Origin of the sequence: Burkholderia sp. SRS-W-2-2016 (assembly GCF_001931485.1) — a bacterium.
Taxonomy (GTDB): Bacteria; Pseudomonadota; Gammaproteobacteria; order Burkholderiales; family Burkholderiaceae; genus Paraburkholderia.
The window spans coordinates 269,414-283,821 of record NZ_MSDV01000012.1; the positions used below are offsets into that span (position 1 = coordinate 269,414).

Sequence of the window (14,408 nt, forward strand, 5' to 3'; positions counted from 1 at the left end):
GGAGCCAGGCGAGTAATCAGTTTCCGGCTGGCGTCCGCATGTTCATACGCGCGGCTGCATTGGTCCACAGCATGAATATCGAACGTCCTGTTGGATTGAGCGCGGATTTCCACGTCGCCGGCAATCTCCAAAGTGCGGTCCTGAAATGGTTTGAGTATGCGAGTGACGAACGTATCGAAAGTGCATCCGCAGTATCAACTCAAATCAGCCTAAAAGTTTGGTTGCTAAAGCGATTTGCTTGAGATAGAGCAAGCATCGCGTTGATTAATCAGCCTGGCAACCGCGTACAGAACTGCCCGGGGCGCGACAGGCGCGCTGCGCACAAGCCAACCCATATCCCGCGTCAGCAGTGACCACGCTGAGCCGGCCTCCCGTTTTATTTCGCAAGAACCCTACGCAAACCACCGATCGCTGCCGACATCCAGACATTCGCTGCAATGTCTGAACGAACGTGACGGGAAGATTTACCGAGCCCCTTTATTCGCGAAGCTTTTCTTCATCGACGCAAGCCGTCGATTGATAAGGATTCCAACGAATAAGCCACCGGGCGACCTGCGTCGATCGCTCATCTGCCGCATCCCCCTATCGCTTTTTTGTCCGGCCGTGCCCGGCGTTGGATTGTCTTGTCATGGTTAAACGACGTGAATTTCTCGGCCTGCTGACTGCTGTCGGCGGCAGTGTCGTGCTGAGTGCTTGCGGTGGCGGCGGTGGTGGTTCGGACGGCGACGGCGGCGCGACCAATGCGACGAACTCAACCAACACAACGAACGCAGCCAATACAACCAGCGCGACCAGCTCGACTGTCTCAACTACTTCAGCACCCGGCACGTCCGTCGCGAACACAAGCAGCGCCACCAGCGGCAGCACGTCGACGACAACAGCAACCACAACAACGACCGGCGACGCGTCCACGACGCCAGCCACCGGCAGCGACAACACTGGCTCCGACTCGTCGAGCACTTCCAACGAGACAGGTTCAAGCACCACAACGCCCGGATCACCCGACGGCACGATGATCCCGCCGGCAACGTCGATCACCGACAACCAGGGCGCCGTCTGGACGGTCGTGAACGGCTCCGTCTACCGCAACGGCGTGGCCGAAGGCAATACGTACAACGTATCGATGCTGATCTGGTACGGCGGCGTGATCTATCACGAAGGCACCGGCGGCCAGTTCTACGGCTGGAACGGTTCGAACTGGTTTGCCACCAACGATCCGCGGCTCGGCGGCACGTCCGCCGATGGCACCACCATTCCGAACGCGTCGTACATCATCGACAAGGTCGGCGCGATCTGGACCGTCGCGAACGGCGTCGTGCTTCGCAGCAACTCGGCGGTCGGCACGACATCGAATGTGGCGCTGTTGCTGTGGTACGGCGGCAAGCTCTGGTACCAATCGACCGGCGGTCAGTTTTACGTCTACACCGATTCCGACCAGTGGCTGCCGTGCAGCGATCCGCGCACCCCGGTCGCGGCGACGAGCGGCACGTTCCACGGTATCAACGGCCATTACGACTACCGCTACTCGATCACGGCACTCGTGTCGATCATGCGGAACCTCGGCTGTTCCACTTATCGGCTCGGCGTGACGAACGATGCCGCGCCGCTCAATGCGGTGGTCAACCTCGCGAAGGCGTTCCAGCCGGCGGGCCTGAATGTGTTCGCGCTGATCGACCTCGGCATCCGCGACGACAACAATGTACTGTTCACGAGCGAATCGGCCGCTTACACGTGGGGCCAGCAAAACGGCGCGGCGATCGCCGCGGCGCTCGCGCCGCACGGCGTGACGATGTACGAGTGCGGCAACGAATTGACGCGCGATTCGGCCATCATTCGCGACTCCACCACCGCGGGGACCAAACTCGTCGACTTCAATAATGCGAACTGGCCGCTGATGCGCGGGGTCATGCGCGGAATGATCGACGGCGTGAAATCGGTGCAGCCGAGCGCGCAATGCGGGATCAACTTCTGCGTCGCGGACGTCGCCGCGTCCGACGCGTTGTGGGATGGCGTGCAGCCCGACGGCACCAGCGGACACCCGACCGTGCGCTGGGATCTCACCACGTGGCACAACTACGAGGTCTATGGCGATCTCTTCAATATCGGCTCCGACGGTTCCGGGCCCGGTTTCGATCTGCCGACCTATTGCAAGGCGCGCTACGGCAAACCATTTCTGATTACCGAGTGGAATACGGGCCCGGAGAAGAGCCAGTCATATCGCGCGGATTACATTACTTCGCGCTATGCGAGCTACTATCAGGCGCGCAAGACGAAGAACATCCAGTCCGCGATGTACTACGACCTCGATAGCGGTGACGCGACTTACGGATTGATGATCGACGGCGTCACGCTGAACCAGCCGTATAACGCCTTCGTGAGTTATATCGCGGGTCATCCGGACAACTGACGAAATAGGGTGGACCGGCCGCCGGTCGCGTGATTAGCCGATGTTATGGGAGTTTGCCGACGATCGCGGCGAATTCGTCTTTCGTGAACGCGCGCAGCGTTTGCGTGCGGATATTGCCCGCGGAGCCGAGCGCGCATCCGAAGGACATGAGGCTTGCCTCGTCGGCGGCTTCGACGATGGTGACGATGTCGTACTCTCCCGTCGTCCAGTAGATCTGCTTCATTTCGCAGCCAAAAGATCTGGCCAGCTCCGCCGCCTGGTTGGCCCGCTGCGGACTGTTCTTGACCGTACGGATGCCCTGGTCGGTGAATTGTGCAAGAACCACATACGTCAACATGATGATTCCCCTTACGAATAGCACGAGATGGCATTCACACGCGCGAGCCGGCCGGCGGGAACAATTGCGATAGTGCGACCCTTACGCCGTCCGCGCGTAATCGCAGTGTAGGCAGTGAGCGTGCGTGTCAAGCCGTTTGGACCCTCCGGGCTATAACAAGACGTATCGCGCCTGGGGTTCGAGGTTCGACGCGTGTCTTACGTATTCCTTTCATTGTGGCGGCGCCGTTCATTACATTGCGGTCGTGCCGGCGAGCGAAATCGCCCAGCCGACGCGCAATCCGTTGAATACCTCCCGGTAACCTCGGCTTTTCGAACGATTGACCACCGGGCGGTTACCCGACAATGCGTAGCTATGCGAGGCGAGCGCCAACGGCGCGGCTCCCTCCGGAACGACGAAACGGAATTCGTCATCACGCGTACTTTGTCGAGGCAGACATGCAAAGCAACATCACGATCACGGACGAACTGGTAGCTGAAATCGCAGACCGGATGGCTGACGAGGGCCAGAAGGTGTCTCCCGTAGCCATCTGGAACGAAGTGCATACCGGTTCGGTGGTCGCGGTGTCGGCGGCATTGCGCAAGTGGCGCGAAACGCGCGCGCCGCGGGTGCCGCAAGTGGTCGAGCGGCCGGCGTTGCCGGAGGCGGTGGCGGACACGATGCGCGGCGCGCTCGATCAGTTGTGGACGTCGGCGCAGGACGAAGCCGAACGGGCCGTGGCGCGACGTCTGGCGACGATGCGCCAGCGCGTCGAGGATGCCAGCACCGAACGCGACGACGCGCTTGCCGAATTGCAGACGACGGTCCAGGAACTCGATGCGCTGCAAGTGCAACTGGATCAGATGAGCACCGCCTACGACCAGAAGGTCGATGCGATGGCGGGTCTCGCGGAAGATATCGCACAGGCGGTACAACGCTCCGACGCAGCGGAAAAGCGCGCGCAGGAACTGGCGGAGCGCGTGTCGCAACTCGAAGCGGAGCTGGAGCGCGCGTTGTCGGAACTGACCGCGCGGCGTGAAGCGTCGTCGCACGAGGCGACCGGCGCCCAAGTGGCGGACGAGGTGGCGAGCGAGTCGGCCGAAGCGGTTGTCGATACTCAGGATAGCGAAGCGGAGCGCGTGGCGCTGGAAGCGGCGCATGCGGAAGCGGTCGCGCGCCTCGAAGGCGAACTCGAAGCGATTCGCGCGAAGCTGCAGGAAGAGCAGGACGCGCACGCGGCGCAGCGGGAAGAGGCTGCGGGTGCACAGGCCGAGCGCGATGCCGCCGCACTGGAATTGCAGAACGCGCAGGCGCAGATCACCACGCTGACCGACGAGCGCAACGCGGACGCGTCGGAAATCGCGCGGCTGTCGGCGAGCCTGACCGAAGCGCAGGAACGCGCCGAAGCGGAGCAGCAGCGCGCTGCCGCGCTGGCGGACAGCTCGGCGGAGAGCGAGCCGGTTGAAAGCGCGGAGCCGGCGGAGGCTTCGGCACCGGCTTCGGCAGCGGCGGCCGACTCGGAAGAGATCGAGACATTGAAGGCGCAGATCGCACGCGACGCGGAAGCGCATGCGGCCGCGATTGCCGAAGCACGCGAGACCGTCAAGAAGTGGTCGGAATACTCGAATGCGCTGAAGCAGCAACTGACGCAGGCGAACGAAAAGATGATGGTCGTGATGGCGCGCGGCGCGGGCGAAGCGACGTTGAGCCGCCGTCTTTCGGCTGAACTGGGTCTGGTCAAACCGGAGCATGAATTGCTGCAGAAGGCGGCTCAGCAGCAGGTGATCGTCGAAACGATCAACGCTCATCTCGAGAAGCTGGGCTACACCTACGACGAGAAGACGGGCGCGGTGTCGAAGCTGAACGCGGAGACCGCGGCAGCCTGATGACCGGTTAGGAGTGGGAAAGGCGCGCCGTTGCGAGACGGCGCGCCTTTTTTATTTGTAGCGGCGACGGTCGTTGATCTGGCTGCTGTCCTCTCATTTGAGACAACATTGATTTTCAAATGGGAGTGACCTATCATATGGGAATATAGGTTTCTCACATGAGAGGTGAGTAAATGACGACCCAGTCTCACTATGGGGGCCGCGCAAAGCATGCGGCCACGCGCGCCGCGCGTGAGTTCGTCGAAAGCCACGGGCTCGGCGCGCAACCGCAGGACTTCGAAATCTTCCGGACAATGGACCCGCTCGCGCAGCGGCAGATCATTCGCGCCGGGATGCAAGCGATGATCGTCGAGCGGATAGCCAAGGAGTTGCTGCAGGTGTCGCTGCAAACGCTGCTGGCGGGACTTGGTCTGCCATCCTCAACGATTCTGCGAAAAATCTCGAAGGAGGAGCGGCTTTCCGGCTCGGAATCGGATCGGGTAGCCCGCGTGTTGTACATCTTCGAGCAGGCGCACGAAGTGTTCGAGGACCCGAATCTTGCCGCCGAATGGATGCGACGGCCCAACGCCGAGCTCGGCGGGTTAAAACCGCTCGAAGTACTCGATTCCCAGCCCGGTTACGACCGGGTTCGCGATATCCTGCTGCGCGCTACCTTCGGTATCGCCGCATGAGGGTCTACCGGCTGGCGAAGGAAAAGCGCGGGCACTATCTGGCGGACGATCTGAGCGGCAACGGTGCGGCGTTAGCGGGCGGCAGGTGGAATCCGCGTGGGATGCGCGTGCTGTACACCTGTTGCCACGCATCGACCGCGGTACTCGAAGCACTCGTTCACATGGCCGGACTGCTTCCCGCCGGGGGCTTTTTTCTCGTCACGCTCGACGTGCCGGATGCGGCATTCGAAGCCGCTTATCAACCGCAGTTGCCGTCCGACTGGGATGATCTAACGCGCGATCCGCCCAGCGTGGCTGAAATTGGTCGGCGCTGGCTCGAAGCGGGCGAGCAACTGGCGATGGTGGTGCCGTCGGTCGTGTGCCCGAGCGACGCCAACCTGCTGCTGAACCCGATGCACGCGGAAATGGCCAACGTACGCGTGATTTCCAAAGAGCCCTTCAAGCTCGACCCGCGGTTGTTCAGTTGAGCGTCGCGGGCCATGGTGTCGTCGTGGCTCGATCCATTCAAAAGCGCGTCGCTTTTTGGCGACGCGCGTTCCCTACTTAGAAGAACCCCAACGCCTCCGCCTGATAGCTGACCAGCAGGCACTTCGTCTGCTGATAGTTCGACAACGCCATCTTGTGCGTTTCGCGCCCGATACCCGACTGCTTATAACCACCGAACGCCGCGTGCGCCGGATACAGGTGATAGCAGTTCGTCCACACCCGTCCCGCCTCGATCTCGCGACCCATCTTGTAGGCGCGCGTACCGTCGCGCGTCCACACGCCGGCGCCGAGACCGTAGTACGTGTCGTTCGCCAGATCGATCGCTTCCTGCTCGTTCTTGAACGTCATCACCGACGCGACCGGCCCGAAGATTTCCTCCTGGAACACGCGCATTTCGTTGGTGCCGAACAGCATCGTCGGTTTCACGTAAAACCCGGTGCCGAGATCGGCCGCCGGTGTCGCGCGTCCGCCGCCGGTCAGGCAGCGCGCACCTTCGTCGCGACCGATGTCGATATACGACAGGATCTTGTCGAGTTGCTGCTGCGAGGCCTGCGCGCCGATCATCGTGTCCAGATTCAAAGGATGGCCGGCCTTGATACGTTCCACACGCGCGACTGCTTTCTCGATGAAACGCTCATAGATCGATTCCTGCACCAGCACCCGCGACGGGCACGTACACACTTCGCCCTGATTCAGCGCGAACATCGCGAGACCTTCGAGCGCCTTGTCGAGGAACGCGTCGTCGCGATCGAGCACGTCGGCGAAGAAAATGTTCGGGCTCTTGCCGCCGAGTTCGACCGTCGACGGAATCAGGTTGTCCGCCGCCGCGTGCAGGATCCGTTTGCCGACCGGCGTCGAGCCGGTAAACGCGATCTTCGCGATGCGCTTGCTGGTGGCGAGCGCTTCGCCCGCTTCCTTGCCGAAGCCGTTGACGATATTGATCACGCCCGCAGGGAACAGATCGCCGATCAATTCCATCAGCACCAGTACCGACGCGGGCGTCTGTTCCGCGGGCTTCATCACCACGCAGCAGCCGGCCGCGAGCGCGGGCGCGAGCTTCCATGCGGCCATCAGCAGCGGGAAATTCCACGGAATGATCTGGCCGACTACGCCGACCGCTTCGTGGAAGTGATAGGCGACGGTGTTGTCGTCGATCTCGGAGATGCCGCCTTCCTGCGCGCGGATGCAGCCGGCGAAATAGCGGAAATGATCGACCGCGAGCGGCAGATCTGCGGCCATCGTTTCGCGCAGCGGTTTGCCGTTGTCGATCGTCTCGGCGACCGCGAGCAGCTTCAGATTCTTTTCCATCCGTTCGGCGACCGCGAGCAGAAGATTTGCGCGTTCCGCTACTGAGGTCTTGCTCCATTTGCGGCGCGCCGCGTGCGCGGCGTCGATCGCGAGATCGATATCGGCGGCGTTCGAGCGCGGCACGCTGCAAAACGGCTGGCCGTTGATCGGCGATACGTTGTCGAAATAGTCGCCACTGACCGGCGCCACCCACTTGCCGCCGATGTAGTTCTCATAACGCTGCCGGTACGGATATTCGATGTCGAGGCCGAGGGCTTTCAGGTCAAACGGGTTCATCACGTGTCTCCGGTTCGTGAGTCGGATTCTGTCTGGGACGACTGTTGTAGGGTCGTTGCTCTACCCGCGGCCTATAAGGCACGAACCGTACCAATGCATCGAAGTGCGAAATTTCCGTTGTCGGGAGGTGTTGCGCATGCGGGAGTGTTCCGTTTCGCAACAGTCGGGCGGGCAGCGCTGTTCAGAAACGATCCAGCGATGCGCGCCGGTCGCCTGACGTGAAGCGGGGCAGGGCGGCAAACAGAGTATCCTGTGCACACCTATCGAAGCGTCCGGCCCGAGCCGGACCCATTCTGGAGGAGACGATGCGCGACGACGTTCAGCCGGTCACCCTTGCGGCGGCCAACCGGTCCAATGGTTCGCCGGCGCCGGCAATCCTGAAGTCACACGAACGCTCCGCGACGTTCGGCCTGCACGCCACGCTGCGGCCCGATTACGACATCCTCTCCGACAGCGGTCTCGCGCTGAAGCGCGAACAGAACCAGGTGCTTTGCGGCCATGCGATGCCGGTGATGGAAACGCTGCACGAGCAGATCGTCAACACGCAAAGCATGATCGTGCTGACCAATGCCGAAGGGCTGATCCTGCATTCGATCGGCGACGACGATTTCCTGCATCGCGCGGAAAAAGTCGCGCTGCGGCCCGGCGCGAACTGGGCTGAGGATCGCCAGGGTACCAACGCGATCGGCACATCGCTCGCCGAGGGTTGCGCGATGGTCGTGCATGGCGATCAGCACTATCTGGCGGCGAACCGCTTCCTGACCTGTTCGAGTGTGCCGATTCTCGATCCGTACGGCGATCTGATCGGCGTGCTCGACGTGACCGGCGACTACCGCAGCTATCACCAGCACACGATGGCGCTCGCGAAGATGTCGGTGCAGATGATCGAAAACCATCTGTTCTCGACAACTTTCAATGACGTGCTGCAGGTGTCTTTTCACGGGCGCCCCGAGTTCATTGGCACGCTGATGGAAGGGATCATCGCTTTTACGCACGATGGCCGATTTCTGTCCGCGAATCGCAGCGCGCAGTTTCAGCTCGGCATGTCGCTCGCCGCGCTGCGCACGCATACGCTCGCGTCGCTGTTCCAGATTACCTATGCACAACTGATCGATCGCTCGATGCATCGCAGCGCGCCGCATCTGACGCTGAATCTGTATAACGGCGCGGTGGTGTGCGCGCGTGCGCAGTTCCGGCGGGCGTCGCTGGCGCAAGCGGGCGATTCGCTCGATGCACCGCGTACCGCGCCGCAACCCGCGCGCACGAATGCGGCGCAGGCGGAGGGACTTTCAACGCTCGCCGATCTCGACACCGGCGACGCACGCGTGAGCGCGCTGCTCGCGAAAGTCCGCAAAGTACTCGGCAAGGACATTCCGATTCTGATTGCCGGCGAGACCGGCACCGGCAAGGAACTGCTCGCGCAGGCGATCCACAACGATTCGCCGCGCGCCGACGGGCCGTTCGTCGCGGTCAACTGCGCGTCCATTCCGGAGACGCTGATCGAATGCGAGCTGTTCGGTTATGAGGAGGGCGCCTTTACCGGCGCGCGTCGCAAAGGCTCGCTCGGCAAGCTGATGCAGGCGAATGGCGGCACGCTATTTCTCGACGAGATCGGCGACATGCCGTACGCGCTGCAAGTGCGACTGCTGCGCGTATTGCAGGAGCGGCTCGTGACGCCGCTCGGCGCATCGCGCGCGGTGCCGGTCGATGTCGCGATCATTTGCGCGACGCACCGCAATCTGCGCGAGATGATCGCGCAGAACCAGTTCCGCGAGGATCTGTACTACCGGCTCAATGGGCTCACCGTGCGTCTGCCGTCGCTGCGTGAGAGAAGCGATGTCGCGGTGGTGGTCGAGAAGATCCTGCAACGGGAAACGCTCGCGAGTGGAAGCCGCCAGCCGCTGACTGTCGCGCTCGATGTAATGGCGCTGTTCGCACGCTATACGTGGCCCGGCAATTTCCGGCAACTGGCGAATCTGCTGCGCACCGCGGCCGCGATGGTCGACGACGATGCGCAGATTCGTTGCGAGCACCTGCCGGACGATTTTCTCGACGATGTCCGGGCGGTAGGTGGTTATTGCGCGGAAGACGGTGTGCTCGCCGATTCGGTTGGCTCGGCCGTTCCGGTGGCGGATGTGCGTGCTCCTGCTCATGCCGCCGGCGATGCGTCTGCGAACGACGGCGCGCGCTTGCACGATGTCGCGGCTTCCGTGGTCGCGGCGACGCTGGCGCGTTTCGGCGGGAATGTATCGGCGGCGGCGCGCGCGCTGGGGGTGTCGAGGAATACTATCTATCGCCGGATGCCGGCGGCGGACCGGAGCGGGGCGCCCGGCGACGACTGACGTCACGCGATCCCAGCATTCTGCACAACGATCCATGCCGACCACGCCAGCAACGCAACGCCGAGCGGCGTGCCGATCGCGCGGCCCCAGCGGAAATTCTTCTCGATCGCCATGATCGCGCCCAGCGCCAGCATCCAGCCGACGCTGCCGGTACCGACCGCGAACATCACCAGCATCAGCGCCCAGCAGCAGCCGATACAAAACACCCCGTGACTCACGCCGAGCAGAAAGCTCTCGCGGCGCGCGCTCCTGCCTCGCCAATGTTCGGCGATGAACATCAGCGGCGAGCGGCATTTGTCGAGACAGCGCTGCTTGAGGCGGCTGAACTGATAGGCGCCCGCCAGCGCGACGATCGCCGCGCCGATCAGCCAGCCGTTCGCGAGCAAGGCCGGCGATCGATCCGCGAACCGATGGAGCGTCGCGTCGAAGCCGTGCGCGACGAGGCCGAACAACACCCATGCACTCGCGTAACCGGCGATCAACAAAAGCATCAACGCGCGCGAGTTCTCGCGCGCGCTCGTCATGCGCGCGAATGTATCGAACAGCGGGAAAGCGGTCGGCAACATCATCGCCGCGATCATCAGCAGCCACGCCGCGCTGTGCAGCAACGCCGCGAGCGTGAGGCCGGCGCCGGGTGCGTCGCGGCATAGCGCGCCGATCAGCGGCAACTCGGTCCAGCTCGCGTGACGCAGATAGCGCGCATACGGTCCGGCGTCCCACAGCCATAGCGCGGCCCACGCGCTGGCCGTCAATGCGACGAACAGCGGCGCGAACAACCGCGAGCGTGCAAGTACTTTCACGACGCGAAGCTGAACGAACCCTGAATGGCGTTATGTCCGCTCAACGACAGGTCGAGATCGAGCTTGTCGTGCCGCAGCCGGAAATAGTTCGCTTTGCCAACGAATGCAGGGGACCCCGGTATCGTCGAGAAGATGCTTTCGACCAGTTTGGTCGGCTCGCCGGTCGGACCGCGATAGGGCTCCAGTTCGGCGTCGATCGCTTCGCCGACTTTCATCCTGCCCTTGCCGTCGACCACCGTATATTCGATCGCCGCGCGTTCCACCGACACGACTTCACCGATCAACTGCACGAGATCCGCGAGCGGTCCGCCGTGCTCGCCGCTATGCACGACGACGATCGCATCGAATTGCGCGTCGCTCGCGCGTTCGTCGACGAACATCGCGACGCGCCAGCCGCCTTTCAGTACATTGCCGGGAATGAACGCCGCGAATGCGACGGTGAGACCGGACACGTCGATGCCGTCGATCGCGCCTTTTTCGTAGTGGTAAGCGAGCGCGCTGCGACAGACGCCGTTATCGGGATCTTCTCCGATCCAGCACGGACATAGCACTTTGCATTCGCACACTTCGAGGATGCTGCCCATCAGTTGATAGCTCATTTGCGCCTCCACTGCCGTTTTCATCCGGCCGGGAAGAACACTGCCGGACATTCTTTGTTTTAGGCGTTAAGCGGACGCTAAGCAAAGTGCCGGGTGCGCTGCGAAATGATTGAAGCGGCTTATACAGTCAATCGCTGCGATGGGTAGGACCTTGGTCCGATTGTGTTGATTCAGGACGAGGAACGATGCTCGAAGTGATGCATGAAGTGGTCACTTTCCGAAACGAGGTCCGTGCGATGTCTACAGCAAACAACGCAATTCGCGGGTTCGCAACCGGCCTGGTTGCGGTTTTTCTGGCGCTTGCTTCCGCTCACGCATGGTCCACGGAACAGGCCCAGCAACGCCGTGCCGGACGAGACGTACGGCAGGAAACGCGCCAGGGCGCACGCCACACCAAGCAGGATTGCCGCGCCGCTAATCAGAGCAGCAATGCTCAATGCCGCCAGGATAAGCGAAATACGAAACAGGGCGGCCGGCAGACGGCACGGGACATCAAGTACTGAGCGGGATTCGCGGGGAGCGATCCTGACCGGGCGACTCGAATCTGCCCGATCGGGATCGTCATAGGAAAAGCGTGGCGCCGCCGTTGTGCGCGGCGGCGAATGCGGCGGGTAGTGCGGCGGCGAATGCGGCAGTTTTCGCGCCGGATCAGACGGCCGGAAGATTCAGCATTTCACGCGCCTGCGCAGCGGTCGCGACCGGCCGGCCGTAGTCGCCGCACAACTTCGCGACCCGCTCGACCAGTTGCGCATTGCTTTTCGCCAGCGTGTCCTTGTCCCAGCGCACGTTGTCTTCGAGACCGGTGCGGCAGTGGCCGCCCATTTCGAGCGTCCAGTGATTGAGTTCCAACTGATGGCGGCCGATACCCGCGGCGGTCCACGTCGCATCGGGCAGCAGCGCCTTCAGTTGCTTGACCTCGAATTCGAGAATCTCACGGCGCGCGGGCAGCGCATTCTTCACACCCATCACGAACTGCACGTGTACCGGCGATTTCAGCAGTCCCTGCTGAACGAGATCGACGGTGCTGTACAACATCGCCAGATCGAAGATTTCGATTTCGGGTTTGACGTCGTAGTCGAGCATCGTTTGCGCAAGCGTACGCACGAAGTCGGGCGGGTTCTCATAGACGGTCGTCGGGAAGTTGACCGAGCCGGTTGCGAGCGATGCCATATCCGGGCGCAGGTCGAGCATCGCGCCGCGTTGCTCGAAAGAACGGCCACGGCCGCCGGTCGAGAACTGGATGATGATGTCGGGGCAGTGCTTGCGGATGCCTTCCTGCAAAGCGGCGAAACTCGAGCGGTCGGAACTGGAGTTTTCCTGTGCGTCGCGCACGTGCAGATGAACGAGCGATGCGCCGGCTTCGTACGCTTCATGGGTGCTTTCGATCTGCTCCGCGATCGTCACCGGTACAGCCGGATTGTCCTTCTTGCGCGGAACCGAGCCGGTGATGGCGACGGAAATAATGCAAGGTTCACTCATGGCTCTCACTCCCTTACTGGATTTTCGTCTCGCCAATGCGGCGAGCGTGCATGACCTCGTGGCCGGCAATGCGCTCACGGGTCATGTCGAGCAAGTCTAATTCAAGCCCGTTTCGCGCGGCGCTTTTTTCTTGCGGCTGTTTTCCAGCCAGGATACGGCTTCATCGACCATTGGGTGATGACGTCGGGTATTCCATAACAGGGCCGCCGTCACGACCATCACCTTTTCTTTCAGCGGACGCACGACCACGTTCTCGGGCGCGAGCTTGCGTATCGACGCCGGCACCAGCGCCACGCCCTGTCCGCAGCCCACATATGCAATCTGCGACGTCACCGAACGTACTTCGTGAGTCACACGCGGCGTCAATCCATGAGCGCGGCACACCGACGTTAGCAGGTCGAAATAAACCGGACTGACCTTGCGTGACGACATCACCAACTGCTCGTTCGCGAGCGACTGCAAACGCACTTTAGTTTGCGCGGCGAGCGGATGATCGCGCGGCAGCGCGACCGCCAACCGGTCCTCGGCGAGCGGCATCGTGGCGATGCCGCCGCCGACCTCGCCGTCGACACGCACGAACGCCAGATCCAGCTCGCCGGTTTCCAGCGCGGGGACGGCCTCGGCGCTGTCGATCTCGCGCACGAATACGGTCAGATGCGGGTGAGCGCGCTTGAGTGCTTCGAGTACCGACGGCACCGTGTCCAGCATCGCGGAGGTGATCGCGCCGACGTGCAATACGCCCGACTGGCCGGCCGCGACTTCCCGGATCACGCGTTCGAGTTGCTCGACCTGTCCCGCGAATTGCCGGACAGCGGGCAGGATCGCCGCGCCCGCGGGGCTCAGTTGCGTGCCCTGGCGCGAGCGATGAAAGAGCTGCAGCTTCAGCGATTGTTCGAGCACCTTGATCTGCTCGGTCAGCGGCGGCTGCGACATGTTCAGCCGCTTCGCCGCGCGACCGTAGTGCTGTTCCTCGGCGACCGCGAGAAACATCCATAACTGGCGGATCAGCCTGAAGTCGATCGTATTGCTCATGGGCGTGCCTGGCCTCGGGAGAGAGTCGTGGAGCGATGAGAAGGCCTGTTCCGTAAATCGTATCAACGAGATACGAAATGACGAATTTACATATCAGACCGGTGACGCGAGGATTGTCGCACTTTCCACAGGACACCCGCGTAATGAACCCGACTTCGATACTCGACCGCCTCGCGTCGCTGGACACCAACACGGTCTCCGACGCGCTCGACTTTCTCGCATTGCCCGGCGCGACCTACGGACTGCGTCCGTTATGGGAGTGCCCGAAGATCGTCGGCCGCGCGAGCACGATCCAGCTCGGACCGAAAACCGATGCGAAGCCGACCGTGCATCTGATTTCGCCGGTGGTCGATGCGGTGACCAGCGACGACCGCGTGCTGGTGATCGCCGGCGGCGCCGAGGGCATTTCGTGCTGGGGCGACATTCTCGCCAATGCGGCCACCGCGAAGCAGATTCGCGGCTCGGTTATCGATGGGCTGAGTCGCGATATCGAAGGCAGCGAGTCGATCGGCTATCCGGTGTTCGGTCGCGGCGTGACGATGATCAGCGCACGCAACCGTGTGATCCAGATCGACTCGGGCAAACCGGTCGTGATGGCTGGCGTCACCGTACATGAGGACGACTACGTGATTGCCGATCGCTGCGGCACGGTGTTCGTGCCGGTGGCCCGGATAGACGAAGTGTTGACGCTCGGCGAGCGGATCGCGCGACGTCAGGAAGGCATGGTCGCTGCGGTGCGCGCCGGGCGCTCCGTTGCCGAGGTCATGCATGACAAGGAATTCGAGGCCATTGCGGTCCGTTGAGCC

General features: G+C 62.5%; 14 protein-coding genes. 8 read left to right on the forward strand and 6 right to left on the reverse strand.

Going from position 1 to position 14,408, the window contains the following annotated elements:
- Positions 1-71: 71 nt before the first annotated feature.
- Positions 72-242 carry a hypothetical protein gene (locus BTH42_RS35345; RefSeq protein ID WP_178392115.1) on the forward strand — a complete coding sequence of 57 codons (171 nt, stop codon included), beginning with the start codon at positions 72-74 and terminating at the stop codon, positions 240-242.
- Between the two features lie 386 nt (positions 243-628).
- Positions 629-2,407, forward strand: coding sequence for a hypothetical protein (locus BTH42_RS04125; RefSeq protein ID WP_178392116.1), 1,779 nt, complete (start codon positions 629-631; stop codon positions 2,405-2,407).
- 43 nt (positions 2,408-2,450) lie between these two features.
- On the opposite strand, the gene BTH42_RS04130 is transcribed toward BTH42_RS04125, so the two are convergent.
- Complete coding sequence (locus tag BTH42_RS04130; protein WP_075296033.1) at positions 2,451-2,744, reverse strand: GYD domain-containing protein; 294 nt, start codon at positions 2,742-2,744, stop codon at positions 2,451-2,453.
- Between the two features lie 437 nt (positions 2,745-3,181).
- On the opposite strand from BTH42_RS04130, the gene BTH42_RS04135 reads away from it, so the two are divergent.
- From BTH42_RS04135 to BTH42_RS04145, 3 genes are all read left to right on the forward strand, one after another.
- Positions 3,182-4,609, forward strand: coding sequence for a DNA-binding protein (locus tag BTH42_RS04135; protein ID WP_075296034.1), 1,428 nt, complete (start codon positions 3,182-3,184; stop codon positions 4,607-4,609).
- Positions 4,610-4,782: 173 nt separating this feature from the next.
- Positions 4,783-5,280, forward strand: a complete 498-nt coding sequence (locus BTH42_RS04140) for an antitoxin Xre/MbcA/ParS toxin-binding domain-containing protein (RefSeq protein WP_075296036.1) — start codon at positions 4,783-4,785, stop codon at positions 5,278-5,280.
- Positions 5,277-5,747: an RES family NAD+ phosphorylase gene (locus BTH42_RS04145; RefSeq protein ID WP_075296038.1), complete on the forward strand. Its 471-nt coding sequence runs from the start codon at positions 5,277-5,279 to the stop codon at positions 5,745-5,747. The genes BTH42_RS04140 and BTH42_RS04145 overlap by 4 nt, the downstream gene beginning before the upstream one ends.
- 76 nt (positions 5,748-5,823) lie before the next feature.
- Here BTH42_RS04145 and BTH42_RS04150 read toward each other — a convergent pair whose 3' ends face one another.
- Positions 5,824-7,350 carry an aldehyde dehydrogenase family protein gene (locus BTH42_RS04150; protein ID WP_075296040.1) on the reverse strand — a complete coding sequence of 509 codons (1,527 nt, stop codon included), beginning with the start codon at positions 7,348-7,350 and terminating at the stop codon, positions 5,824-5,826.
- A gap of 305 nt (positions 7,351-7,655) precedes the next feature.
- Between BTH42_RS04150 and BTH42_RS04155 the strand changes: the two genes are divergently transcribed.
- Positions 7,656-9,692, forward strand: a complete 2,037-nt coding sequence (locus BTH42_RS04155; RefSeq protein WP_075296042.1) for a sigma-54-dependent Fis family transcriptional regulator — start codon at positions 7,656-7,658, stop codon at positions 9,690-9,692.
- Between the two features lie 2 nt (positions 9,693-9,694).
- Here BTH42_RS04155 and BTH42_RS04160 read toward each other — a convergent pair whose 3' ends face one another.
- Both BTH42_RS04160 and BTH42_RS04165 read right to left on the reverse strand, forming a co-directional pair.
- On the reverse strand, positions 9,695-10,492 hold the full coding sequence (locus BTH42_RS04160) for a DUF2182 domain-containing protein (protein ID WP_075296044.1): 798 nt from the start codon (positions 10,490-10,492) through the stop codon (positions 9,695-9,697).
- Positions 10,489-11,091 carry a DUF1326 domain-containing protein gene (locus tag BTH42_RS04165; protein WP_075296046.1) on the reverse strand — a complete coding sequence of 201 codons (603 nt, stop codon included), beginning with the start codon at positions 11,089-11,091 and terminating at the stop codon, positions 10,489-10,491. Before BTH42_RS04165 ends, BTH42_RS04160 begins: the two co-directional genes overlap by 4 nt.
- Before the next feature lie 185 nt (positions 11,092-11,276).
- Between BTH42_RS04165 and BTH42_RS04170 the strand changes: the two genes are divergently transcribed.
- Positions 11,277-11,594 carry a hypothetical protein gene (locus tag BTH42_RS04170; RefSeq protein WP_372237238.1) on the forward strand — a complete coding sequence of 106 codons (318 nt, stop codon included), beginning with the start codon at positions 11,277-11,279 and terminating at the stop codon, positions 11,592-11,594.
- A 145-nt stretch (positions 11,595-11,739) separates the two neighbouring features.
- On the opposite strand, the gene BTH42_RS04175 is transcribed toward BTH42_RS04170, so the two are convergent.
- Positions 11,740-12,570: a 3-keto-5-aminohexanoate cleavage protein gene (locus tag BTH42_RS04175; RefSeq protein ID WP_075296048.1), complete on the reverse strand. Its 831-nt coding sequence runs from the start codon at positions 12,568-12,570 to the stop codon at positions 11,740-11,742.
- Positions 12,571-12,666: 96 nt separating this feature from the next.
- Positions 12,667-13,602: a LysR family transcriptional regulator gene (locus BTH42_RS04180; RefSeq protein ID WP_075296050.1), complete on the reverse strand. Its 936-nt coding sequence runs from the start codon at positions 13,600-13,602 to the stop codon at positions 12,667-12,669.
- A gap of 143 nt (positions 13,603-13,745) precedes the next feature.
- On the opposite strand from BTH42_RS04180, the gene BTH42_RS04185 reads away from it, so the two are divergent.
- The gene (locus BTH42_RS04185) at positions 13,746-14,405 is read left to right on the forward strand and encodes an RraA family protein (protein ID WP_075296052.1); all 660 of its coding nucleotides are present in this window, start codon (positions 13,746-13,748) and stop codon (positions 14,403-14,405) included.
- The last annotated feature ends 3 nt before the right edge of the window (positions 14,406-14,408 follow it).

Coding starts and splice junctions, on each gene's coding strand:
- BTH42_RS35345 (WP_178392115.1), top strand. CDS start 72: ATGAATATCGAACGTCCTGTTGGATTGAGCGCGGATTTCCACGTCGCC.
- BTH42_RS04125 (WP_178392116.1), top strand. CDS start 629: ATGGTTAAACGACGTGAATTTCTCGGCCTGCTGACTGCTGTCGGCGGC.
- BTH42_RS04130 (WP_075296033.1), bottom strand. CDS start 2,744: ATGTTGACGTATGTGGTTCTTGCACAATTCACCGACCAGGGCATCCGT.
- BTH42_RS04135 (WP_075296034.1), top strand. CDS start 3,182: ATGCAAAGCAACATCACGATCACGGACGAACTGGTAGCTGAAATCGCA.
- BTH42_RS04140 (WP_075296036.1), top strand. CDS start 4,783: ATGACGACCCAGTCTCACTATGGGGGCCGCGCAAAGCATGCGGCCACG.
- BTH42_RS04145 (WP_075296038.1), top strand. CDS start 5,277: ATGAGGGTCTACCGGCTGGCGAAGGAAAAGCGCGGGCACTATCTGGCG.
- BTH42_RS04150 (WP_075296040.1), bottom strand. CDS start 7,350: ATGAACCCGTTTGACCTGAAAGCCCTCGGCCTCGACATCGAATATCCG.
- BTH42_RS04155 (WP_075296042.1), top strand. CDS start 7,656: ATGCGCGACGACGTTCAGCCGGTCACCCTTGCGGCGGCCAACCGGTCC.
- BTH42_RS04165 (WP_075296046.1), bottom strand. CDS start 11,091: ATGAGCTATCAACTGATGGGCAGCATCCTCGAAGTGTGCGAATGCAAA.
- BTH42_RS04170 (WP_372237238.1), top strand. CDS start 11,277: ATGCTCGAAGTGATGCATGAAGTGGTCACTTTCCGAAACGAGGTCCGT.
- BTH42_RS04175 (WP_075296048.1), bottom strand. CDS start 12,570: ATGAGTGAACCTTGCATTATTTCCGTCGCCATCACCGGCTCGGTTCCG.
- BTH42_RS04180 (WP_075296050.1), bottom strand. CDS start 13,602: ATGAGCAATACGATCGACTTCAGGCTGATCCGCCAGTTATGGATGTTT.
- BTH42_RS04185 (WP_075296052.1), top strand. CDS start 13,746: ATGAACCCGACTTCGATACTCGACCGCCTCGCGTCGCTGGACACCAAC.